This window comes from Streptomyces sp. NPDC060184 (assembly GCF_042728795.1).
Taxonomy (GTDB): domain Bacteria; phylum Actinomycetota; class Actinomycetes; order Streptomycetales; family Streptomycetaceae; genus Streptomyces.
Window position 1 is genome coordinate 80,281 of the sequence record NZ_JBHWYX010000007.1, and the last position, 25,683, is coordinate 105,963.

At 73.6% G+C, this 25,683-nt stretch carries 3 protein-coding genes; all 3 read right to left on the minus strand.

What is annotated here, in order from left to right:
* Positions 1-6: 6 nt before the first annotated feature.
* The 3 genes from ACFWEE_RS07045 to ACFWEE_RS07055 are packed head-to-tail and all read right to left on the minus strand — an operon-like array spanning position 7 to position 25,633.
* Positions 7-1,320 carry a cytochrome P450 gene (locus tag ACFWEE_RS07045; protein WP_386887109.1) on the minus strand — a complete coding sequence of 438 codons (1,314 nt, stop codon included), beginning with the start codon at positions 1,318-1,320 and terminating at the stop codon, positions 7-9.
* Positions 1,321-1,330: 10 nt separating this feature from the next.
* Entirely contained in the window at positions 1,331-1,546 is a 216-nt protein-coding gene (locus ACFWEE_RS07050; RefSeq protein ID WP_386887110.1) for an MbtH family protein, read from the minus strand.
* A gap of 57 nt (positions 1,547-1,603) precedes the next feature.
* Complete coding sequence (locus tag ACFWEE_RS07055) at positions 1,604-25,633, minus strand: non-ribosomal peptide synthase/polyketide synthase (protein WP_386887112.1); 24,030 nt, start codon at positions 25,631-25,633, stop codon at positions 1,604-1,606.
* Between the last annotated feature and the right edge of the window lie 50 nt (positions 25,634-25,683).

The following is a 25,683-nucleotide window of genomic DNA, read 5'->3' on the forward strand; positions in this document are numbered from 1 at the left end:
CGTCGTTCACGGTCGGTGGATGACCGGGAGGGTGGTCAGCCGCCGTTGCAGCGGGTTGTCCCGCCACTCCAGCGCCGCCCCGTCGGCCAGGCGGAGGCCGGGCAGCCGACGTGCCAGCGTGCCGATGGCCACCTCCGCCTGGAGCTTGGCCAGCGGGCCGCCGAGGCAGAAGTGCGGGCCGTGGCCGAAGCTCAGGTGGCGGTTGCCGGGGCGGGACAGGTCGAGCCGGTCGGGGTCCTCGAAGCGTTCGGGATCACGGTTGGTCGCGCCGAGGAACAGGTACACCAACTCGCCTTCTCGCAGCGTTTGTCCGCCGATCTCCAGGTCTTCCGCCACCACCCTGACGATCGCCTGGGTCACGGTGTCGTAGCGGGCCAGTTCCTCGACCGCCCCGCGGATCAGGCCCGGGTCCGCACGCAGCGCGGCCAGTTGGTCCGGGTTGCGCAGCAGGGCGAGCATGCCGTTGCCGATCAGGTGGGTGGTGGTCTCGTCCCCGGCGGTGATCAGGACGAAGCAGGTGGACAGCAGTTCGGAGTCGGTGAGCCGGTCGTCCTGGGCCTGGGTCGCGACCAGGGCGCTGATCAGGTCGTTGCCGGGTTCGCGCCGACGCTGCCGGATGAGCCCGGACAGGTACTCCTCGTAGGCGTCGATCGCCGCCTCGGACTTGTCGATGTCCTCGCTGAGCCGGCCGAAGCGGCTGAACCAGCCCTTGACCCGCGGCCGGTCCTCGTCCGGGATGCCGAAGAGTTCGCAGACGACGGACATCGGCAGCGGCGCGGCGACCGCCTCAATGAGCTCCATGGCCGGGCCGGCCGCGACCGCCTCGTCGATGAGCCGGTCGACGATCCGTTGCACGCCGTCGCGCAGGGCTTCCACGCGGCGGGCGGTGAACGCCTTGTTGGCCAGCTTGCGCAGCCGGGCGTGGTCCGGCGGATCGGTGTTGCTCATCACCCGTCCGAGCCGGTCGGTGAGCCGGCTGAGGGCTTTGAGGTCACCGCCGAGCGAGTTGTAGGCGCGGGTCATCCTGTCCCGGTCGTTGGACAGGCGCAGGTCGCCGAGGGCCGCCTCGACGTCGGCATGGCGGGTGAGGTACCAGATGCCCTGGGGGCTGCGGTGGACCGGGTCGTCGCGCCGCATGCGGGCGTACACCGGATACGGGTCCCGCCGGGCCTCCGGAGTGAGCAGGGCCGCGACGAGGCCGTCGGGCCGGGCGGGCGCCGCACCGGAGTCGCGGGGCTGGACGGGACATACGGCGAGGCCGTCGGGCCGGGCGGGGCCCGCGTTGTCGCGGGCCCCGTCCAGGGTGTCGGTGGAGGTCATGTCGCCCGTGCTACCGCTGGGTGTCCATGGCGTCGGCGAGGCTTTTGGGCCGCATGTCGGTCCAGGCCTCCTCGACGTGGGCCAGGCAGGCGGCGTGGGTGTCGGGGCCGTGGGTGACGGTCCAGCCCTCGGGCACGTCCGCGAACTGCGGCCACAGCGAGTGCTGGTTCTCGTCGTTGACGAGGACGAGGAAGGTTCCGTCCTGGTCGTCGAAGGGGTTGCTCATGTGTCGGTCCTCCTGCGGGCCGTGGGAAGGGGTGGTATCACCGGTGTGTCCGGTGGTTCAGCGGGTTTTGGTGGCTCCGGCACCCGTGGCGGTTCCGGTGTCCGCGGTGTCTCCGGAATCCGGGGCAGCTCCGGTGTCCGGCGTATCTCCGGAGTCCCCGGCGAGGGCGGTGTCCCGGGTGGCCTCGGCGATCCTGGCGGCCAGGACCGGTCCGATCTGGGCCAGGGAACCCGCCTGGGTCATCTGGTCGTGCCGGGTGGTGACCTCGTGCGATGCGATCCGGCCCTCGATGTACGGGCGCCAGACCTCCGGGCCGGCGTCGTCGTCGCCCCGGCCGATGGTGGAGTTGAAGAGCAGCAGGTCGCCGTCGTACCTGCCGGGGACGAAGTCGACCGCCAGCTTCGCGTTGTTGATCATGATCTGGACGATCACCTCGACCTGCCGCTCGTTCAGCCCGGCCAGGGCGCTGCCCCGCCTGTTCAGCACCTCGGCGACCTCGGCGTAGGTGATCTCCCGGTCGCCCAGTTCGTCCGGGTCGACGTCGAGCACGCCGACGAGCACGTCCCGCACGGTGGGCACCGGCTCCTCCTCGAAGCGCACGTCCTTCACGGGGTACGCGTCGAGGACGGCCAGCAGTGCGGTCCGCTCGCCCCGCGCCTGCAGTTCGCAGGCGAGCGCGTGGGCGATCAGCCCGCCCGCCGACCAGCCGAGCAGCAGGTACGGTCCCTCCGGCTGGATCTTCTGGACGTGGTCGGCGTAGTCGGACGCCATCTCCTCGTAGGACGTGGGCAGCGGCTCCGGCCGGCCGAGGCCGCGCGCCTGCAGCGCGTACACCGGGTGCTGCGGACCGAGGTGGTTCAGCAGTCCGCTGTACGACCAACTGATGCCGCCGCCGGGATGGACGCAGAACAGCGGTGTCTCCGTCCCGGTCGGACGCAGGGGCAGCAGCACGTCCAGCGCGTCGTCCGGATCGTTCATCGCCAGGCGTTCGGTGAGCCCCGCCACGGTCGGCGCCTCGAACAGCAGGCGCAGGCCCAGCTCCAGGCCGAGGGTCTCGCGGACCCGGGAGGCCAGCCGGGCGGCCAGCAGCGAGTGGCCGCCCAGGTCGAAGAAGCCGTCGTCGATGCCGACCTGCTCCCGGCCGAGGACTTCGGCGAAGAGCCCGCACAGCAGCTGTTCCTGCGGCGTCCTCGGACCGCGGCCTCCGTCCGACGCCCCGTAGTCGGGGGCGGGCAGCGCGGCCCGGTCGAGCTTGCCGTTGGCGGTCAGCGGCAGCGCCGGAACGGTGACGAAGGCCGCCGGAACCATGTAGTCGGGGAGTTCGCGGCGCACCCGGCCGGACAGCTCGGCCTGCTCGGGCGCGCCCTCCGGCGCGGCCACCAGATAGGCGACCAGCCGCTTGTCCCCCGGCCGGTCCTCACGGGCGACCACGGCCGCCTGGGCGACACCGGGGCAGCCCGCGAGGACGGCTTCGATCTCTCCGGGTTCGATCCGCAGACCGCGCAGCTTGACCTGGTGGTCGACGCGTCCGGCGAACTCCAGCGTGCCGTCGGGCAGCCACCAGGCGAGGTCGCCGGTGCGGTACATGCGGCTCCCGGCCGGACCGTACGGGTCGGCGGTGAAGCGCTCCGCCGTGAGGCCGGGCCGGCCGAAGTAGCCGCGGGCCACGCCCGTTCCCGCGAGGTACAGCTCACCGACCATGCCCGTCGGCACCGGCCGCAGCCGGTCGTCGAGGACATAGGCGCGCATGTTCGCCATCGGTGCGCCGATCGGGACGGTGGCGGCGTTCTCGGCGAGCTCGCGCACCGGGTGGCAGGTGGCCAGGGTGGTGGCCTCGGTGGGCCCGTAGCCGTTGACCACCTGGATGGCGGGGCAGGCCGCCCGGACGCGGGCTGCGGCGGCCGGGGAGACCACGTCGCCGCCGGTCCACACCTCGCGCACCCCGGCGAGCAGGCCGGGGCGCTCCTCGGCGACCAGCCGGAACAGTCCGGCGGTCAGCCACAGCCCGGTCACGCCGTGGGTGGCGATCGTGTGCTGCAGCAGGTCGAGGTCGAGCCGCTCCGGCGGGGCGACCACGACCCGGCCGCCGTTGAGCAGCGGGACCCACAGTTCGTAGGTCGAGAGGTCGAAGGCGGTCGGGGAGTGCATCAGCACCCGCTCGTGGCCGCCGCCCCGCCATTCGGGGGTCAGCGCGAGACCCGCCACGTCCCGGTGGGTGACGGCCACGCCCTTCGGACGTCCGGTCGAACCGGAGGTGTACATGATGTACGCCAACCGGTCCTCGCGGCAGTCCGCTCCGAGCCCGCCGGGGCCGTCGGCCTCGGAGTGCACCAGGGCGGTGAGCACCTCGTCGGTGAGGACGAGGGCGGCTCCGCTCTCCCGCAGGATCAGGTCGATCCGGGAGGAGGGGAAGCGCGAGTCGAGCGGTACGTAGGCGCCGCCGGCCTTGATGATCGCCAGCATCGCCACGACCAGCTCCGCCGAGCGGTCCATCAGGACCGCGACCGGCGTCTCGGCCCGCACGCCCTGGCGGATCAGCGCCCTCGCCAGGCGGTCCGTCCGCAGGTCGAGTTCCGCGTAGGTCAGCTCGGTGCCGCCCGCCACGACCGCGACCGCGTCCGGGGTGGCCCGCGCCTGCCGGGCGAAGAGCGCCGGCAGCGAGTCCGACGGCAGCTCCGCGGCCGTGTCGTTCACCTCGTACAGCAGCCGGTGGCGTTCCTCGCCGGACATGAGGTCGATCCGGCTGATCGGGAGGTCCGGGTCGGCCACCGCCGCGCGCAGCAGGCGGACCCAGCGCGCGAACAGCGCCTTCACGGTGGACGCGTCGAAGAGGTCGGTGGCGTACTCCACGGCGCCGGCCAGACCGTCGGCGCCGCCGTCCGGGCGGAACTGTTCGGCCAGGCTGAACGTCAGGTCGACCCGCGAGGTCCCGGTCGGGGCCGCCACGTGGCCGGTCTCCAGCCCCGGCAGCGCGAAGGCGCCGACGGGGGCGTTCTGCAGGGCCAGCATGATCTGGAACAGCGGGTGGTGGGCGAGCGACCGCACCGGGTTGGCCACCTCGACGAGGTACTCGAACGGCACGTCCTGGTGGTCGTAGGCGGTGAGCGCCTTCTGCCGCACCCGGCCGAGCAGGTCGGCGAATCCGGGGTCGCCCCCGGTGTCGGTGCGCAGGACCAGGGTGTTGACGAAGAAGCCGACGAGATCGTCGAGCGCCTGGTCGGTCCGGCCGGCGATCGGGCTGCCGACGGGGATGTCCGTACCGGCGCCGAGCCGGGTGAGCAGGGCGGCGAGCCCCGCCTGCAGCACCATGAACATGCTGGCGCCGCGTGCGGTGGCCAGGTCGCGCAGCGCTTGGTGCAGCTCGGGGTCGACCCGGACCACGACCCGGTCGCCCCGCTGGGAGGCCACCGGCGGCCGGGGCCGGTCGGAGGGCAGCTGCACCTGCTGCGGGATTCCCGCCAGTTCGCCCTTCCAGTAGGCGAGTTGCCGGGCGAACAGGCTCTCCGGGTCGTCCGCGTCGCCGAGCAGGTCGCGCTGCCAGCGGGTGTAGTCGGCGTACTGCACCGGCAGCGGGGACCACTGCGGTTCCTCGCCACGGCAGCGCGCCGCGTAGGCCCTCGCGAGGTCGCCGGAGAGCGGCCCCATCGACCAGCCGTCGGCGGCGATGTGGTGCACCACGACCAGGAGGACGTGCCGGTCGGGGGCGAGCGCGTACAGCTCGGCCCGGACCGGCGGCTGCGCGGCCAGGTCGAACCCGCGCCCGGCCGCTTCCGCGAGCCGCTCCGCCAGCAACGCCTCGTCGAGTTCGACCACCGGGAGCGCCGGGTGTGCCTGCTCGGTGTCCAGGACTACCTGGTACGGGACTCCGTCGGTCTCGCGGAAGACGGTCCGCAGGCTCTCGTGCCGGCCGATGACGTCCGCGAGCGCGGTGTGCAGGGCCGAGCGGTCCAGGTCGCCGGTCAGGCTGAGTGCGAGCGGCATGTTGTAGGTGGCGCTCGGACCGTCCATCCGGTGCAGGAACCACAGCCGGCGCTGGGCGAAGGACAGCTCGACCCGCTCGGGCCGGGGGCGGGCGGTCAGCGCGGGCCGGGCCGCGCCGGCGCCGTCCAGCCGGGCCGCCAGTGCGGCCACGGTCGGGGTCTCGAACAGGGTCCGGACCTCCAGCTCCGCGCCGAGGGTCGCACGGACCCTGGAGGCCAGGCGGGTCGCCAGCAGCGAGTGTCCGCCCAGGTCGAAGAAGCTGTCCTCGACCCCGACCCGTGCCAGCCCGAGCACCTCGGCGAACAGTTCGGCGAGGAGCTGCTCCTGCGGGGTGCGCGGGGCCCGCCCGGTGACGGCGGCGCCGAGGTCGGGTGCGGGCAGTGCGCGACGGTCGAGCTTGCCGTTGGCCGTCAGCGGCAGGGTGTCCAGCGCCACGAACGCCGACGGGACCAGGTAGTCGGGCAGCCGTCCGCGCAGCCAGTCGCGGAGTTCGCCGAGGAGGGCGCCGGTGCCCCGGCCGCCGGTCGGACGGTTGGTCAGCGAGGAGAGCGCCCTGCCGGTGGGACCGGCAGGCCGGTAGGCCTCGACCGGGGAGCCTTCGAGCGTCCGCGGGTCGGTGAAGACGACGTCCACGGCGTCGGCCCGCGCCGACGACCAGGTGACGGCCACCCTACGGCCGGCCTCCCGCCCGAGGGCGTGGAACTCCTCCGGGTCGGGGAGGCCGCTCTCCTCCGGGGTGTCCTCGGGGGCGCGCAGCCGCTCCAGCAGCTCCGCGAGCGGTGTGTCCCCGTCCTGCACCGCCGCGGCCAGGGCGGCCTCCCTTACCACGCGGCGGTTGGGTACCCCGGTGATCCGCAGCGTCTCGGCGGACGGCCGGGCGAGCAGTTCGCGCAGCTCTGCCTGGTCGGTGATCTGCCGCCCCCACGCGAGTTCGTCGGACCGGCCCGGGGCCTTCGGGGCGACCGGGGACTTGTGCAGCGTCACGTCGTAGCGGTAGCGGGAGAGTTCGTTGTGGTGCCGGCCCCGCTTGACCTCCACGGCGACCGCGCCGATGTCCGTGCCGTGGTGGCGCAGTTCGGCGAAGAAGTCCGGGTCGACCAGGAGTTCCTTCTCGACCCTGACGGCCTGCTCCACCGCGCGGCGCACGGCCGCCGGGTCGGTGCCGTCGCCGGTCCGGTGCAGCTGGACGGCGGTGGCCATCGGCCGCAGCAGCCTCAGGTTGCGGACGTCACCGATGAAGAGCGCGCCGCCGGGGGCGAGCAGCCCCATCAGCTTGCCGATCACGTCGGCGAGGTAGTCGGCGGAAGGGAAGTACTGCACGACGGAGTTGATGACGATGGTGTCGAACTCACCGGCCGGCAGCCCGTCGGTGTCGTGCGCCGGGCGGGTCTGCAGCACCACGCGGCCGGTCAGCCGTTCCTCCCCCGCCACTTGGGCGGTCAGGGCGTCGATCGCGGTGGCGGAGAAGTCGGTCGCCCAGTAGGTCTCGCAGTGGGGTGCGACCTGCGAGAGCAGCAGGCCGGTACCGACGCCGACTTCCAGCACCCGGCGCGGGCGCAGGGCCAGGATGCGGGCCACGGTGGCGTCCCGCCACTCCCGCATCTGCTCGACCGGGATCGGGCTGGTGTCGTAACTGCTGTTCCAGCCGACGAAGTTGTGGCCGAAGGCCGCTTCGTCGGGGGCGATGGGCAGGGCGTCGTAGATGTCCTGCCACTCGCCCACGTGGTCCGCTTCCAGTCCGCTGTCGCGGGCCTCGTCCTGGCGCGGGACGACGTAGCCGACGAGCCGGTCGTCCTGGGCGAGGACCACGGCCCGGGAGACGGCGGGGTGTTCGGCCAGCGCGGCCTCGATCTCGCCGGGCTCGACGCGGAAGCCGCGGACCTTCACCTGGTCGTCGGCACGGCCGGCGTACTCCAGCTGGCCGTCGCCGCGACGGCGCACCAGGTCGCCGGTGCGGTACATGCGCTCGCCCGGTACGAAGGGGCAGGCGACGAACCGTCCGGCCGTCAGGCCCGGCCGGTTCAGGTAGCCCCGGGCGAGACCGGCGCCCGCGACGTAGAGCTCCCCCGTGACGCCCGCCGGCACCGGCCTCAGCCGGTCGTCCAGGACGTACACGCGGGCGTTGGGGATCGGCCGGCCGATCGGCGGGACGCCGTCCGCGGCCGGGGAGAGCGGGTCGCTCATGGTCGCGCAGACGGTCGTCTCGGTCGGGCCGTAGGCGTTGATCATCCGGCGTCCGGGGGCCCAGCGCGCCACCAGCTCCGGCGGGCACGCCTCGCCCGCCACCACCAGCGTCGACGCGGTGATCCCGCCGTCCGGCACGGCGGCGAGGACCGAGGGGGGCACCGTCACGTGGGTGACGCCGAGGCCCGGATCGGTCAGTGCGGCGAGTGGCTCGGCCGCGGGGGGCAGCACGAGGGCCGCGCCGCACAGCAGGGCGGTGAAGATCTCCGAGACCGACGCGTCGAAGCTGGGCGAGGCGAACTGGAGGACCCGGCTGCCGGGTTCGATCGCGAAGCGTTCGATCTGTCCGGCGACCAGGCTCGCCACACCGCCGTGGCCGACCACGACGCCCTTGGGGCGGCCGGTCGAGCCGGAGGTGTAGATCACGTAGGCCGGGTGCCGCACGTCCACCGCGACACCTGGATCGGTGTCCGGCCAGTCGCCCTCGGCCACCGTCGCCGGATCGTCGACCACCACCGCCGGACGGGCGTCCGCCAGCATGTAGGAGATCCGCGCCCGCGGATAGGCCGGGTCCACCGGCAGATACGCCGCCCCCGCCTTCAGCACACCCAGCACCGCCACCACCGACTCCACCGACCTCGGCAGAGCCACCGCCACCACCTGCTCGGGACCCACCCCCCGAGCGAGCAACGCATGCGCGAACCGGTTTGCCCGCACATCGAGCTGACGATACGTCAACTCCTGCGCACCACACACCAGCGCGACCGCGTCCGGCGTCAGCGCCACCTGCGCCGCGAGGGCCTGAGGCAGCGGGACGGTGTCCACCTCCCGGGCGGTCTCGTTGTCCTGCTCCACCAGCCGGTGGATCTCGCCGGTGTCGAGGAGGTCGATGCCTCCGACGGCCCGCTCCGGATCGGCGGTGACGGCCTCCAGCAGGAGCGTCCAGCGCCGGACCAGGGAGGCCACCGTCGCGTGGTCGAAGAGATCGGTGGCGTACTCGACCGCGCCGACGATTCCGGCCGGGCTCCCGTCCGGGCCGAACCGCTCGACCATGCTCACACCGAGGTCGAACTTGGCGGTCCTGGTCGCGACCGCGTAGGTGGCGACGTCCAGGCCGGGCAGGTCGAACCGGCCCATGGGGGCGTTCTGCACGGCCAGGATGGTCTGGAACAGGGGGTGGTGGGAGAGGGAGCGGGACGGGTTCAGCGCCTCCACCAGATGCTCGAACGGCACGTCCTGGTGCGCGTACCCCGACAACGCCGTCTCCCGCACCCGCCCCAGCAGCTCGACGAAGCTCGGATCACCACTCGTGTCCGTCCGCAACACCAGCGTATTGACGAAGAACCCGACCAGATCGTCCAACGCCTCATCCGTACGCCCCGCGATCGGACTCCCGATCGCGATGTCCGTACCCGCACCCAACCGCGTGTACAACGCCGCCAACGCCGCCTGCAGCACCATGAACAGGCTCGTTCCGGTCTTCTGCGCCAATGTCACCAGAGAGGTGTGGAGTTCGGCGTCGAGCTCCAGGCCGACGTGGTCTCCGTGCCGGCCGGCGACCGCGGGGCGCGGCCGGTCGGTGGGCAGTTGGAGCAGCTCCGGCAGACCGGACAGCTGCCGCTTCCAGTAGGCGAGTTGCTCGGCGAAGCGGCTCTTCGGGTCGGCGGGGTCCCCGAGCAGCTCGCGCTGCCACAGGGTGTAGTCGGCGTAACTCACCGGCAGTGCCGCCCGGTTCGCCGTACGCCCTTCGCAGCGGGCCGCGTACGCCTCGGCGAGGTCGCGGGCGAGCGGTCCGGTGGACCAGCCGTCGGCGGCGATGTGGTGCATGACCAGCAGCAGCACGTGCTCGTCCGGCGCGACGGCGAACAGCTCCGCCCGCAGCGGCGGCTCGGTCGCCAGGTCGAAGGGCTGCCGGGCGGACTCGGCGAGGCGCTCGGGCAGTCCGGCCCGGGTGACCTCGACGGGCCGGGCCGGGAGGCGTACCGCGGCGGTGTCGAGCACGTGCTGGCACGGTACGCCGCCGACTTCGGGGAACACCGTCCGCAGGCTCTCGTGCCGGGCCACCACGTCGTCGAGCGCCCTGTCCAGCGCGGCGCGGTCGAGTGTTCCGGTCAGCCGCAGGGCCAACGGGATGTGGTAGGTCGCGGCGGCGGCGTCCATGCGGTGCAGGAACCAGAGCCGTCGCTGGGCGAAGGAGAGCGGCACGGTCCCGGGCCGCTCGTACGCGGCCAGGGCGGGGCGCGCCCGGCCGGCCCCGGTCAGTGCCTCGGCCAGACCGGCCACGGTGGGCGCCTGGAAGAGCGCGCGCAGCCCGAGCTCCACGCCGAGCACCGAGCGCACCCGGGCGACCAGCCGGGTGGCGAGCAGGGAGTGCCCGCCCAGCGCGAAGAAGTCGTCGTCGACCGAGACCTTCGGCAGGTCCAGCACCTCGGCGAACAGCCCGGCGAGGATCTGCTCCTGCGGGGTGCGCGGCATCCGCCCGCCGCCCTCGGGGGCCGATGCGGGGGCGGGCAGCGCCGCCCGGTCCAGCTTCCCGTTCGGCGTCGACGGCAGTGCGTCCAGCACCACGAAGACGGACGGCACCAGATAGTCCGGCAGCCGCTCGCGCAGATGCGCGGCCAGCTCCGCGGGGCGGACGGCCGGCTGGGAGCGGGACGCCACATAGCCGACGAGCCGGTCGTCCCGGGCCACGACGGCCGCCTGGGCGACGGCGGGGTGTTCGGCCAGCGCGGCCTCGATCTCGCCGGGCTCGACGCGGAAGCCGCGGAGCTTGACCTGCTGGTCGGCGCGGCCGACGTATTCGAGTGCGCCGTCGGCCCGGCGCCGTACCAGGTCGCCGGTGCGGTACATGCGCGCGCCGGGCGGTCCGAACGGGCAGGCGGTGAACCGTCCCGCTGTCAGGCCGGGCCGGTTCAGGTAGCCGCGTGCCAGCCCCGGGCCGGCGACGTACAACTCCCCCTCCACGCCCGGCGGCACGAGGCGCAGCCGCTCGTCCAGCACGTACACGCGGAAGCCCGCGACCGGTCGCCCGATCGGCGGGACGCCGTCCGCGGCCGGGGAGAGCGGGTCGCTCATGGTCGCGCAGACGGTCGTCTCGGTCGGGCCGTAGGCGTTGATCATCCGGCGTCCGGGGGCCCAGCGCGCCACCAGCTCCGGCGGGCACGCCTCGCCCGCCACCACCAGGGTGGTGGCCGTGAGCGCGGCGGTGTCCAGCGCGGCCAGCGCCGACGGCGGCAGCGTCACGTGGGTGACGGCGAGGCCGCGGTCCGTCAGGGCTTCCAGTGGAGCCTCGGCCGGGGCCAGGACGAGGGCGGCGCCGCTGAGCAGGGCGCAGCACAGGTCCCAGAAGGACGCGTCGAAGCTGGGCGAGGCGAACTGGAGGACCCGGCTGCCGGGCTTCACACCGAGCCGGTCCGCCTGCGCGGCGACCAGGCCCGGGACACCGGCGTGGCTCACCGCGACGCCCTTGGGGCGGCCGGTCGAGCCTGAGGTGTAGATCACGTAGGCCGGGTGCCGCACGTCGACCGCGACACCCGGATCGGTGTCCGGCCAGTCGCCCCCGGCCACCATCGCCGGATCGTCGACCACCACCGCCGGACGGGCGTCCGCCAGCATGTAGGAGATCCGCGCCCGCGGATAGGCCGGGTCCACCGGCAGATACGCAGCCCCCGCCTTCAGCACACCCAGCACCGCCACCACCGACTCCACCGACCTCGGCAGAGCCACCGCCACCACCTGCTCGGGACCCACCCCCCGAGCGAGCAACGCGTGCGCGAACCGGTTCGCCCGCACATCGAGCTGACGGTACGTCAACTCCTGCGCACCACACACCAGCGCGACCGCGTCCGGCGTCAGCGCCACCTGCGCCGCGAAGAGTTCGGGCAGGCTCGCCCCGGGGGCCGGGTCCTGGACGGCGGGCAGCAGTTCGGCGCGTTCCCCCGCGGAGAGCACATCGATCCCGCCGATCGGCCGGTCGGGCGCGTCGGCGACCGCGGCCAGCAACCTGGTCAGCCGGGTGGTCAGGAGCTCGACCGTCGGGTGGTCGAAGAGGTCCGTGCTGTATTCGACCGCACCGCCGAGCCCGGCCGGGGCGCCGTCGAAGCCGTACTCCTCCGCGAACCCGAAGGTCAGGTCGAGCCGCGCCGTCCCGGTGAGCACGGCCATCCCGGCGACTTGGAGGCCGGGCAGCTCGAAGTCGCCGCCCGGCGCGTTCTGCACGACCAGCCCTGTCTGGAAGAGCGGGTGGTGGGAGAGGGAGCGGGACGGGTTCAGCGCCTCCACCAGATGCTCGAACGGCACGTCCTGGTGCGCGTACCCCGACAGCGCCGTCTCCCGCACCCGCCCCAGCAGCTCGACGAAGCTCGGATCACCACTCGTGTCCGTCCGCAACACCAGCGTATTGACGAAGAACCCGACCAGATCGTCCAACGCCTCATCCGTACGCCCCGCGATCGGACTCCCGATCGCGATGTCCGTACCCGCACCCAACCGCGTGTACAACGCCGCCAACGCCGCCTGCAGCACCATGAACAGGGTGGCCCCCGACCGCCGCGCCAACTCCAGGAGCCGGCCGTGCAGTTCGGCGTCGATCCGGAGCTCCGCCAGGTCTCCCCCGTACGACATGACGGCCGGGCGGGGCCGGTCGGCGGGGAGCCGGAGCTGCTCGGGCAGCCCGGCCAGCGCCTGCTTCCAGTAGGCGACCTGACGGGTGAACAGGCTGTCGGCGTCGTCCTCGTCGCCCAGGATCTCGTGCTGCCACAGGGTGTAGTCGCCGTACGTCACCGGCAGCGGCGGCCAGGACGGCGCCTCGCCGGCCTGCCTGGTGGTGTAGGCGGCGGCCAGGTCGCGGGCGAGCGGGCCCATGGACCAGCCGTCCCCGACGATGTGGTGCATGACCAGCAGCAGCACGTGCTCGTCCGGCGCGACGGCGAACAGCTCCGCCCGCAGCGGCACCTGCGAGGTCAGGTCGAAGTCGCGCACCGCCGACTCGCGGAGCAGGGCCCGTACTTCCTTCTCCCCCGTGGTGCGCACGGTCAGCGGGAGAGCGATCTCGGCGGTGTCGAGCACCCGCTGGTGCGGGACTCCGCCCGTGTGCGGGAAGACCGTGCGCAGGGTCTCGTGCCGTTCCATCACGTCCACGAGCGCGGCGCCCAGCGCGGCCCGGTCGAGGTCGCCGGTCAGCCGCAGGGCCAGCGGCATGTGGTACGTGGCGCTCGGCGCCCCGAACTGCTGGAGGAACCAGAGCCGCCGCTGCGCGAAGGAGAGCGGCATCGGTTCACGGCGGGGCCTGGGCACCAGGGCCCGCCGCGCCGTCGCGGCACCGTGCAGCCCGGCCGCCATCCCGGCGGGGGTCGGGCTCCGGAACAGGGCGCGCAGCTCGACCTCGACCCCGAGGGTCGCCCGGACCCGCGAGACCAGCCGGGTGGCGAGCAGGGAGTGCCCGCCCAGCGCGAAGAAGTCCTCGTCGACCCCGACCCGGGCGAGGCCCAGCACCTCGGCGAACAGCTCGCACAGGATCTGCTCCTGAGGCGTGCGCGGAGCACGGCCGCCCGCGGGAGTGACGGGCTCCGGGGCGGGCAGGGCCGCCCGGTCGAGCTTGCCGTTCGGTGTCAGCGGCAACGCGTCGAGCAGCACGAACGCCGACGGCACCATGTACTCGGGCACCCGGTCGCGCAGGTGCGCCGCGAGGGCCCCCGCGGTCGTTCCGGTCCCGTCCGAGGGGACGACCCAGGCGACGAGCCGGTCCTCGCGGGCCAGTACCGCGACCTGGGCGACGCCCGGGGCCTCGGTGAGCTGGGCTTCGATCTCGCCCGGCTCGATCCGGAACCCGCGCACCTTGATCTGGTGGTCGACCCGGCCGGCGAATTCCAGCTCGCCGTCGGCGCGCCGGCGCACCAGGTCGCCGGTGCGGTACATCCGCGTGCCCGCCGGGCCGTACGGGTCGGCGACGAAGCGTCCGGCGCTCAGGCCGGGACGGTTCAGATAGCCGCGGGCCAGTCCGGCGCCCGCGAGATAGAGCTCTCCCGTCACGCCGGGAGCCACCGGCCGAAGGGCCCGGTCCAGCACGTACGCGCGGCAGTTGGCGATCGGGCGGCCGATCGGCACGGGCTGCGGGCAGTCCGCGGCGTCGGCCGGCAGCGGATAGGCGGTGATCACATGGGTCTCGGCGGGCCCGTAGTGGTTGTGCAGGACCCGGCCCGGCCTGCGGGCCTGGAGGCGGCGCAGGGCGCCTCCCAGCCGCATCGCCTCTCCGGCCTGGGCGACCAGCCGCAGGTGCGGCAGGTCCAGTGCGGCTTCCTCGGCGGCCTCGGCCAGCGCCTCGATCACCAGGTTCGGCGCGAACAGCTCCTCGACCCGGTGCCGGTCCAGCCAGTGGGCGAACAGTTCGGCGCTGCGGCGCTGCTCCTCGGTCGGCACCACCAGGGTCTTGCCGTACAGCAGTGCGGAGAGCATCTCCTGCGCCGAGACGTCGAAGCTGATCGCGGTGAACTGCGCGGTGCGCGTGCCGGGTTCGCCGCCGACGGCCCGGTGGTGCCAGGCCAGCAGGTTGAGCAGTCCGCCGGCGGGCATCACCACGGCCTTGGGCCGGCCGGTGGAGCCGGAGGTGTAGATGACGTAGGCCGGGTGCCGGTCGTCCGCCGGGACGGCCGGATCGTGCTCCGGCAGCGGGCCGGAGGGGGTGACGGCCGCGAGGTCGTCGAGCACCACGGCCGGACGGGCGTCCCGCAGCATGTAGTCGATGCGGGCGGCCGGGTAGTCCGGGTCGACCGGCAGGTACGCCGCACCCGTCTTGAGCACCGCGAGGACGGCGACCACCAGCTCGGCCGAACGCGGCAGCCGCAGGGCGACCACTTCCTCCGGGCCGACGCCGCGCGCGATCAGCGCGTGGGCCAGGCGGTTCGCCCGGCGGTTCAGCTCGCGGTAGGTCAGCGCGGTGTCCTCGAACAGCACCGCCGGGGCGTCCGGGGTCTCTTGGACCCGCTCCTCGAAGAGCGCGGGCAGGGTGGTGTCGGGAAGCGCACAGGCGGTGTCGTTGCGGCCGACCAGCAGCTCACGGCGCTCCTCGGCGGTGAGGACGTCGATCCGGCTCAGCGGACGCTCCGGCTCGGCGACCACGGCCGCGAGCAGCCGCAGCCACCGGGCGACCAGTGCCTCGACCGTGGCGCGGTCGAAGAGGTCGGTGCTGTACTCGACGCGGCCGACAATGCCCTCGGGGGCGCCCGTACCGCCGCGCTCCAGCAGGTGGAAGCCGAGGTCGAACATGGTCGTGGGCGTCCGCACCAGGACGATCTCGGTGTCCAGACCGCTGAGCGCGAACTCGGTGCGGGGCACGTTCTGCAGCGCGAGCAGCACCTGGAACAGCGGCTGGCGGGCGAGCGAACGGGACGGGTTGAGGGCCTCGACGACATGGTCGAACGGCAGGTCCTGGTGGGCGTAGGCGCCGAGCGCGCCCTCGCGGACCCGCTCCAGCAGTTCGGCGAAGGACGGGTCGCCGCTGGTGTCCGTACGGAGGACCAGCGTGTTGACGAAGAACCCGACGAGGTCGTCCAGCGCCTGGTCGGTCCGGCCGGCGATGAGGCTGCCGACCGGGATGTCCGTGCCCGCGCCGAGCTTCTCCAGCAGCGAGGCCAGGGCGGCCTGCAGCACCATGTACACGCTGGCGCCGTGCTGCCGGCCCAGCCGGATGAGCCCGTCGTGGAGTTCGGCGTCCAGTTCGATCGCCAGGTGGCCGCCTTCGTGGGAGGGCGTGGCGGGGCGGTGCCGGTCGGCGGGGAGCCGGATCTGCTCGGGCAGGTCCGCGAGGGTCCGGGTCCAGTAGGCCGTCTGCCGTGCCGACAGGCTTTCCGGGTCGGCCGGTTCGCCGAGCAGCCGCTGCTGCCAGAGGGTGTAGTCGGCGTAACTCACCGGCAGCGGGGACCACCGGGGCGCCTCGCCGTGGCGGCGTGCCGCGTAGGCGGTGGCGAGGTCGGCGGCGAGCGGGCCCAGCGACCAGCCGTCGCCGGCGATGTGGTGCATCACCAGGAGCAGCACGTGTTCGTCGGCCGAGATCTCGAACACCTCGGCGCGCAGGGGCGGTTCGGCCGCGATGTCGAATCCGCGCGCCACCGCCCCGGCCAGCAGTCCGGGCAGGCCCGCCGCGTCGGTCCGGGTGACCGGAACCTCGGGGCGCGCCTCCCCCGCGGCGAGCACCTGCTGGTGGGGCACGCCGTCCACGCTCGGGAAGACCGTGCGCAGGGTCTCGTGGCGGTCGGCGAGGTCGCCCAGCGCCGCTTCGAGGGCCGCCAGGTCGAGCGTTCCCGAGAGCCGCCAGGCGAGCGGCATGTTGTAGACCGAGTCCGCGCCCTCCAGCTGGCGCAGGAACCAGAGCCTGCGCTGAGCGGACGACAGCGGTACCCGCTCGGGCCGCTCGCTCCGCTCCAGGGCGAGCCGGGCCCGGTCCGCGCCGCCCAGCCCGGCGGCCAGTCCCGCCACGGTCGGGGTACGGAAGAGGGTGCGCAGGGGCAGTTCCACGCCGAGCGTCGCGCGGATCCTGGCCACCAGCCGGGTGGCGAGCAGGGAGTGGCCGCCGAGGTCGAAGAAGTCGTCGTCGGCGCCGACCCGGGGCAGGCCCAGCACTTCGGCGAACAGCCCGGCCAGCACCTGCTCCTGCGGGGTGTGCGGTGCCCGTCCGGCCGGCGTCGCGGTGGTCCCGGGCTCGGGCAGGGCACGCCGGTCCACCTTGCCGCTGGTGTTCAGCGGCAGGGTGTCGAGGGAGACGAACGCGGTCGGCACCATGTAGTCGGGCAGCCGCTCGCGCAGGTAAGCCCGCAGCTCCTCGGGCCGGAGCTCCGCACCGGTGACAGGCACCGGGTAGGCGACCAGCCGGGAGTCCTGCGCCCGGTCCTGGCGGACGATCACGGCGGCGCGTGCGACCCGCGGGTGGTCGGTGAGGACCGCCTCGATCTCGCCGAGTTCGATCCGGTACCCGCGGACCTTGACCTGGTCGTCGGTACGGCCGAGGAATTCCAGGTTCCCGTCCGGGTTCCACCGCGCCAGGTCGCCGGTGCGGTACATCCGCGAACCGCCCGCACCGAACGGGTCGGCCACGAACCGCCCCGAGGTCAGGCCCGGCCGGTTCAGGTAACCGCGCGCCAGCCCCGCACCCGCGATGTACAGCTCACCCGCCACCCCGGCGGGAACGGGCCGCAACGCGCCGTCGAGCACGTACAGCCGGACACCGGCGAGAGGCCGGCCGATCACCTGGTGCGGGCTGGATTCCAGTGCGGCGACGACCGAGTCCACCGTGCACTCGGACGGCCCGTAGTAGTTCAGGGAGGTCACCCCGTCGGCGGTCCGCAGCCGCTCCCACAGCTGCTCGGGGACGGTCTCACCGCCGAGCCCGATCAGCGCGGGGCGCCACCGGGGGTGGTCCAGCAAGCCGTTCTCGACGAGGAGTTGCAGATAGGACGGGGTGCCGCCGACAGTGTCCAGTCCGGCCCGGGCGGCGTAGTCGAGGTAGGCCCGCGGGTCCGACCTGGTCGCCTCGTCCAGGACGTGCAGCTCGTGGCCCGCGAAGAGGGCGATCAGCTGGTCGAGGGAGGCGTCGAAGGACACGGACGTGGTCAGCCCGATCCGCATCCGCTCCTTCGCGCGGAAGACCAGGGGGCACTGGTTGGCGAGGAGGTTGAGGAGGCCGCCGTGGGTCGCGACGACGCCCTTGGGCGTGCCGGTGGAGCCCGAGGTGTAGATGACGTACGCGGGATGGTCCCGACCGACCGACACCCCCGGGTCCACCACCGGACCCTCCGCCACCACGGCCACCGTCCCCGGCTCGTCCACCAGCAGCCGCCCGACCGGGGCCTCCGGCAACCGCTCGCCCGTACGCACATCCGTCACCAGCAGCACCGGACGCGCATCCTCCAGCACATACGCGATCCGCGCGACCGGATACTCCGGATCCACCGGAACATACGCCGCACCCGTCTTCAGCACCGCCAGAATCGCCACCACCAACTCGGCCGACCTCGGCAACGCCACCGCCACCAACCGCTCCGGCCCCGCACCCCGAGCGATCAACACATGCGCCAGACGATTCGCCCGCACCTCCAACTCCGCGAACGACAACACCCCGTCCGCCGCCACCACCGCACACGCGTCCGCACACTCACCCACCCGAGCCCGGAACAACTCCAGCAGCCCCTCACCGGGCGGCGCGGCAACGGGACCGGTTCCCAGGGCCACGACCTGACGGTGCTCGTCCGCCGTGAGCAGATCGATGCCGCTGAGCCTGCGTCGCGGATCGGCGACCGCCGCGCGGAGCAGTCGCTCCAGCCGCCCCGTCATCGTCTCGACGGCGGCCGGGTCGTACAGGTCGGTGGTGTACTCGACGGACCCGTCGATCCCGTCCGGGGAGCCGTCCTCCGTGAACCGCTCGGAGAGGGTGAAGATCAGGTCGAGCTTGGCCGTGGTCGACGCCGACGGCAGGTCGTCGACGCGCAGTCCGGCCGGGGCGAACTCGGCCCGGGGCGCGTTCTGCAGCACCAGCATGACCTGGAACAGCGGGTGGTGGGCCAGTGACCGGGACGGGTTGAGGACCTCGACCAGGTACTCGAACGGCAGGTCCTGGTGGGCGTACCCGGCCAGCGCCGTGTCCCGGACCCGGCCCAGCAGCTCGGCGAAGGTCGGGTCGCCCGAGGTGTCGGTGCGGAACACCAGGGTGTTGACGAAGTAGCCGACCAGGTCGTCCTGCGCCTGGTCGGTCCGTCCGGCGACGGGGCTGCCGACCGGAATGTCGTCGCCCGCGCCGAGTTTGCTCAGCAGTGCGGCCAGCGCCGCCTGGAGGACCATGAACAGACTGGTCCCGTGCGCGCGGGCGAGTTCGCGCAGACCGCGGTGCAGCTCGGCGTCCAGCCCGGCGCTCACGGAGGAGCCCCGGTGGGTGGCGATCGCCGGGCGGGGGCGGTCGGTGGGCAGCTGGACGCACTCCGGCAGATCTGCCAGCTGCCGGGCCCAGTAGTCCGCGTGTCCCGCGAACAGGCTGTCCCGGTCGGCGGCGTCGCCGAGCAGTTCGTGCTGCCACAGGGTGTAGTCGGCGTACTGCACCGGCAGGGGCGCCCACCGCGGCGCCTCGCCGCGTCGGCGCGCCGCGTAGGCGGCGGTGAGTCCCCGCGTGAGCGGGCCCAGCGACCAGCCGTCGCCGGCGATGTGGTGGAGCACCACCTGGAACACGTGCTGGTCCGGAGCGAGTTCGAACAGCGAGACGCGCAGGGGCACCTCGGTCGCCAGGTCGAACGGACGGTCCTTCGTCTCCGCCATGAGGACGGGCAGCCCGCCCTCGGTGGTCCGGTCCACGAGCAGCCGCGGGCGGGCCGCCGCCACGTCCAGCACCCGCTGGTGCGGCGCGCCGTCCACCGCCGGGAAGACGGTGCGCAGGCTCTCGTGCCGGGCCATCACGTCCGCCACCGCGGATTCCAGTGCCCGCCGGTCCAGGTCACCGGTCAGCCGCCAGGCCAGGGAGATGTGGTAGTTGGCGGCTGCTCCCTCCAGCTGGTGGAGGAACCACAGCCGTCGCTGTGCGAACGACAGCGGGACGGTCCCGGGCCGTTCGCGCTTCACCAGGGCGGTCTGCGCCGGTCCGGCGGCGACCAGGGCGGCGGCCAGTCCCGCCGGGGTCGGCGCCTCGAACAGGGTGCGCAGCGGCATCTCCACGCCGAGGGTGGCGCGAATGCGGGCGGCCAGCCGGGTGGCCAGCAGGGAGTGTCCGCCCAGGTCGAAGAATCCGTCCTCCACACCGGCGGACGCCACCCCCAGCACCTCCGCGAACAGCTCGCAGAGGATCTGCTCCTGCGGGGTGCGCGGGGCGCGTGAGGTGGCCGCCGGGCCGGTGTCCGGGGCGGGCAGGGCCCGGTGGTCCAGCTTGCCGTTGGCGGTCAGCGGCAGCGCGTCCAGCAGGACGAACGCCGACGGCACCATGTACTCCGGCAGCCGCTCGCGCAGCTGTCCGCGCAGCCCGGCGGCGTCGGGCGCGGCGCCCCGGGCGGGTACCACGTACGCGGCCAGCCGGGTGTCGTCGGTCCGGTCCTGGCGGGCCAGGACCGCGACCTGCGCGACACCGGGGCAGGCGGCCAGTGCCGCCTCGATCTCGCCGAGTTCGATCCGGAACCCGCGCACCTTCACCTGCTGGTCCGCCCGGCCGACGTAGCGCAGGCCGCCGTCCACCGCGCGGCGCACCACGTCGCCGCTGCGGTACATGCGCGATCCCGGCGGGCCGAACGGGTCCGCCACGAACCGGCCGGCGGTCAGGCCGGGCCGGTTCAGGTAGCCGCGCGCCAGGCCCGGGCCCGCGACGTACAGCTCACCGGGCACGCCCGGGGCCACCGGCCGCAGGCCGTCGTCGAGGACGTACGCCCGCAGGTCCGGGAGGGCCGTGCCGATCCGTCCGGCGGCGGAGGACTGGTCGAGCGCCGCGTACGTGACGTGCACCGTGGTCTCGGTGATGCCGTACATGTTGACCAGTCGCGGCGCGTCGTCCGGGTGCCTCTCGTACCAGCTCGACAGCCGGCCGTGCTCCAGCGCCTCGCCGCCGAACACCACCGTGCGCAGGGCGAGCCGGCGGCCGGTCTCCGGCGCCTCCGCGTCCGCCTGCGTCAGCTGGTAGAAGGCGGACGGGGTCTGGTTGAGCACCGTCACCCGCTCGCGGGCGAGCAGTTCCAGGAACCGGCCGGGCGACCGGCTGGTCTCGTGGTCCACGACCACCAGGCGTCCGCCGTGCAGCAGCGGACCCCACAGCTCCCACACCGAGAAGTCGAAGGCGTAGGAGTGGAAGAGGGTCCACACGTCCTCGGCGGTGAAGCCGAACAGCTCACGCGTGGTGTCGAACAGGCGCACCACGTTCCGGTGCGGGACCACCACGCCCTTGGGGTTGCCGGTGGAGCCGGAGGTGTGGATGACGTAGGCGGCGTGGCCGGGGTCGACGGCGGTCCCCGGGTCCGTGTCCGGCTGCGCGTCGAAATCGACGGTGTCCAGCAGCAGCCGGTCCACGCCCTCGGCGTCCAGCCGCTCCCCGGTCGCGCTCGTCGTCACGAGGAGCGCGGGCCGGGTGTCCTGGAGCAGGTAGGCGATGCGGGCGGCAGGGTACTCCGGGTCCACGGGGACGTAGGCGGCACCGGCCTTGAGCACCGCGAGGACCGCCACGACCAGCTCCGCCGAGCGGGGCAGAGCGAGCGCCACCAACTGCTCCGGTCCCACCCCGCGGGCGATCAGGGCGTGCGCGAGCCGGTTGGCGCGGGAGTTCAACCGGCCGTACGTCAGGGTCGTCGCACCGTCGCTGAGGGCGATCGCGGCGGGGTTCGCCCGGACCTGCCGCTCGAACAGCGCGGGCAGGCCGCTCTCCGGCAGCGCCACGGGCCGGTCGGGGCCGGCCGGCAGCAGGGCCCGGAGCTCGTCGGCGGAGACCACGTCCACCTGGCCGATCCGCCGGTCCGGGGCGGCGGCGACGGCGCGCAGCAGCCGCTGCCACCGCTCGACGATCCCGGCGACGGTGGCCGCGTCGAACAGATCGGTGCTGTACTCCACCACGCCCGACAGCCCGTCCCCGTCCGGCTGTCCGGCCAGGACGAAGTTCAGGTCGCACTTGGCCGTCCCGGTGGGGACCAGGTCGGTCGCCACCCGCATCCCCGGCAGGTCGAAGGTGCCGAACGGCGCGTTCTGGAGGGTGAACATGGTCTGGAACAGCGGGTGGTGGGCGAGCGTCCGGTTCGGGTTCAGCGCCTCCACCAGGTGCTCGAACGGCAGGTCCTGGTGCGCGTAGGCTTCCAGCGCCCCGGTGCGCACCCGCCCCAGCAGTTCGGTGAACGAGGGGTCCCCGGACAGGTCGGTGCGGAGCACCAGGGTGTTGACGAAGAAGCCGACCAGGTCGTCCAGGGCCTCGTCGGTGCGCCCCGCGATCGGGGTGCCGATGGGGACGTCGCTGCCGGCGCCGAGCTTGCCCAGCAGGGCGGCCAGACCGGCCTGGAGCACCATGAAGAGACTGGCGCCGCCGTCGCGGGCGAGTCCGCGCAGCGCCCGGTGAAGCTCGGCGTCGATCCGCACCGGCAGCTGGGCGCCCCGGTAGGTCGTCGCCACGGGCCGGGGCCGGTCGAAGGGAAGCTCGACCTGTTCGGGAAGGCCCGCCAGGCGCTCCCGCCAGTAGGCGAGTTGGCCGCTGAGCAGACTCTCCCGGTCGGCGCCGTCGCCCAGCAGCTCCCGCTGCCAGAGGGCGTAGTCGGCGTACTGGACGGGGAGCGGCGACCACTGCGGCTTCGCTCCTCCGCTGCGGGCCGCGTAGGCGGTCGTCAGGTCCCGGGAGAGCGGCCCGGTCGACCAGCCGTCACCAGCGATGTGGTGCATCACCAGCAGCAGGACGTGCTCCTCGGCGCCGAGGCGGAACAGTTCGGCGCGCAGCGGCGGCTCGTCGGCGAGTGCGAAGCCGCACCGCGCCGCCCGGGCCAGCCTGTCGGGGAGCTCGCGTCCGTCGACCTCGGTCATCCGCAGCCGCGGTCGTGCGGCCTCGGCGTCGAGCACCCGCTGCCACGGCACGCCGTCGGCCACCGGGAAGACGGTGCGCAGGCTCTCGTGCCGCTCGGTCACGTCCGCGAGGGCGTCCTCCAGCGCGCGCAGATCGAGGCTTCCGGAGAGCCGGAGGGTCAGCGGGATGTTGTAGGTGGCGCTCGGGCCCTCCATCCGGTGCAGGAACCAGAGGCGGCGCTGCGCGGAGGAGAGCGGGACCGTCGCGGGCCGCTCGCGCCGTCCCAGGGCCGGGCGCGCCCGGCCGGCGGCGTCCACCGCGGCAGCCAGTCCGGTCACCGTCGGTGCGTCGAACAGGTCGTGCAGCCTCAGCTCCACGCCCAGCACCGACCGGGCGCGGGCGACCAGCCGGGTGGCGAGCAGGGAGTGTCCGCCGAGATCGAAGAAGCTCTCGTCCAGTCCGGCTTCGGCGACCCCCAGCACTTCGGTGAACAGCCCCTGGAGCAGGTGCTCGACCGCGGTGCGCGGAGCCCGTCCCGGTGCGGCGGTCTGCGGCTCGGGGGCCGGGAGGGCGCGCCGGTCGAGCTTGCCGTTCGGGGTCAGCGGCAGCGCGTCCAGCACCACGAAGGCGGACGGCACCATGGAGGCGGGCAGCCGCTCGCGCAGCCGGTCCCGCACTCCGTCCGCCGTGGCGGTCCGCCCCTCGGCGGGGACGACGTAGGCGACCAGCCGGGGATCCTCCTCGGTGCGCACCGTGACGGCGGCGCGCGCGACCCGCGGGTCGTCGGTGAGGACCGCCTCGATCTCGCCGAGTTCGATCCGGTGTCCGCGGACCTTGACCTGGTCGTCGGTACGGCCGAGGAATTCCAGGTTCCCGTCCGGGTTCCACCGCGCCAGGTCGCCGGTGCGGTACATCCGTGAGCCGCCGGGGCCGAACGGGTCGGCCACGAACCGTCCCGAGGTCAGGCCCGGCCGGTTCAGGTAACCGCGCGCCAGCCCCGCACCCGCGATGTACAGCTCACCCGCCACCCCGGCGGGAACGGGCCGCAGCGCGCCGTCGAGCACGTGCAGCCGGGCGTTGGTGACCGGACGGCCGATGACCGGGCGCGGGCTCGACGCCACGGGCGCGGCCACCGAGTTGACGGTGCACTCGGAGGGTCCGTAGAAGTTGAGGCAGGCTGTCCCGTCGGCGGTCCGCAGCCGCTCCCACAGCTGCTCGGGTACGGCCTCGCCGCCCGCCGCGACCAGCGCGGGACGGTGACGTGGACCGTCCAGCAGCCCGCCGGAGACGAGGTCCTGGAGGTAGGAGGGGGTGGCCTCGACGTAGTCGAGCCGGTGGGAGGCCGCGTAGTCGGCGAAGGCCTCCGGGTCGGTCCAGGTCGCGTGGTCCAGGACGTGCAGCTCGTGGCCCGCGAAGGGGGCCATCAGCTGGTTCCAGGAGGCGTCGAAGGAGACGGAGGTGGTCAGCGCCACCCTCAGCCGCTCCCGCTCCTTCAGCAGCGGTGCGAACTGCACCAGCCGGTGGTCGGCGAGCAGGTTCAGCAGGCCGCCGTGGGTCGCGACGACGCCCTTGGGCGTGCCCGTGGAGCCCGAGGTGTAGATGACGTACGCGGGATGGCCCGGACCGACCGACACCCCCGGGTCCACCACCGGACCCTCCGCCACCACGGCCACCGTCCCCGGCTCGTCCACCAGCAGCCGTCCGACCGGGGCCTCCGGCAACCGCTCGCCCGTACGCACATCCGTCACCAGCAGCACCGGACGCGCATCCTCCAGCACATACGCGATCCGCGCGACCGGATACTCCGGATCCACCGGAACATACGCCGCACCCGTCTTCAGCACCGCCAGAATCGCCACCACCAACTCGGCCGACCTCGGCAACGCCACCGCCACCAACCGCTCCGGCCCCGCACCCCGAGCGATCAACACATGCGCCAGACGATTCGCCCGCACCTCCAACTCCGCGAACGACAACACCCCGTCCGCCGCCACCACCGCACACGCGTCCGCACACTCACCCACCCGCGCCCGGAACAACTCCAGCAGGCTCCCGGCGAACGGTTCCGCCACCGGACCCGTACCGAGAACCGCCAGCTCACGCCGGTCCTCGGCGGTGAGCAGGTCGATCCCGCCCACCGCCCGGTCCGGGTCGTACTCCGCGACGGCGTCGAGGAGGGCGAGCAGCCGTTCCTGGTGGGCGGCGAGGTCGGCGTCGGCGTACGCCTCCGGCGCGCCGTGCAGCCTGAGGAGCGGAGGGGTGCCGTCCCGGTAGTCGAACACCCAGACGGCCAGGTCGGTGGTCGACCCCGACACGAAGTGGTGCACCGAGGCGGGGTGCCCCGCGAAGCTCGGCCTCGCGTTGAAGGCCATGATGTTGACGATCAGCGGGAACGCCGTACCGATGCCGCCGGGTGCGCCGAGATCGCGCAGCAGGTCCTCGCTGCGGTAGCGCTCGTGCGCGACGGCCGACTCGACCTCCCGGGCCACCTGGGCGACGAGCTCGCCCCAGGGCATGTCGGGGCGGACGGTCAGCCGCAGGGGCACCACGTTGGACAGGGTGCCGGGCACGGACAGCAGGCTGCCCCCGGAGCCCCGGCGGGCGGTGACGGGGAGGGCGAGCACCACGTCCTGGGCGCCGCTCAGCCGGTGGGCGTAGAGGGCCGTCGCGGCGACGACCACACGGGACCACCGGACACCGGCCCGGCCGGCCGCGGCACGCAGAGCCCCGGGGGTCCGCAGTTCCCGCTCCTCGGCCAGGCGCAGGGCCCGGTGCGGGTCGGTCGCGGAGGTGTCGGTGAGCCGGGTCGGGGCGGGCAGATCGGCGAAGCGCCCGGTCCAATAGGCGCGGTCGGCGACGAAGTCGTCGGACGAACGGTACTCCGCGTCGCTGTCGACCAGGTCGCGGAGGGAACCGAACGGGCAGGGCGGTACGTCGCCGTCCTCGGCCAGGGCCGAGTACACCTCGCCGACCCGCTGACGGACCATCGAGCTGCTGATCGCGTCCAGTACCAGGTGGTGGTAGTTGAGGTACCAGAGGAACTCCGTCGGTGACAGCCGGATCAGCGCGTGGCCGAACAGCGGGTCACGGGTGAGGTTTAAGGGCCGGGCCAGGTCCCTCTCCATCCACCGCAGGGCCGCCGCCCGGGGATCGGGCTCCGACCCGAAGTCGAGGTGCGCGGGCGCCCATTCCCAGGTCTCGCGGAGGATCTGGCACGGGCCGTCACCGTCGTCGGCGAAGGTCACGTGCAGGGCGTCGACCTCGTCCACGACCAGGCGCAGCGCGGTCTCGAACAGCTCCGGATCGACCGGACCGTGGATCTCCAGGCACTCGCCGACGCGGTAGCCGGGGATCGGAGTCCGGGAGCTCTGCTCGGCGAGCCAGATCTCCCGCTGGGCCGCGGTCAGGGAAAGGACGTCGCCGTCACGACGGGACATGGGGGTACCTCCAGAAGATGTGAGTGGGCATGCGCGCAGGGCGTGCCACC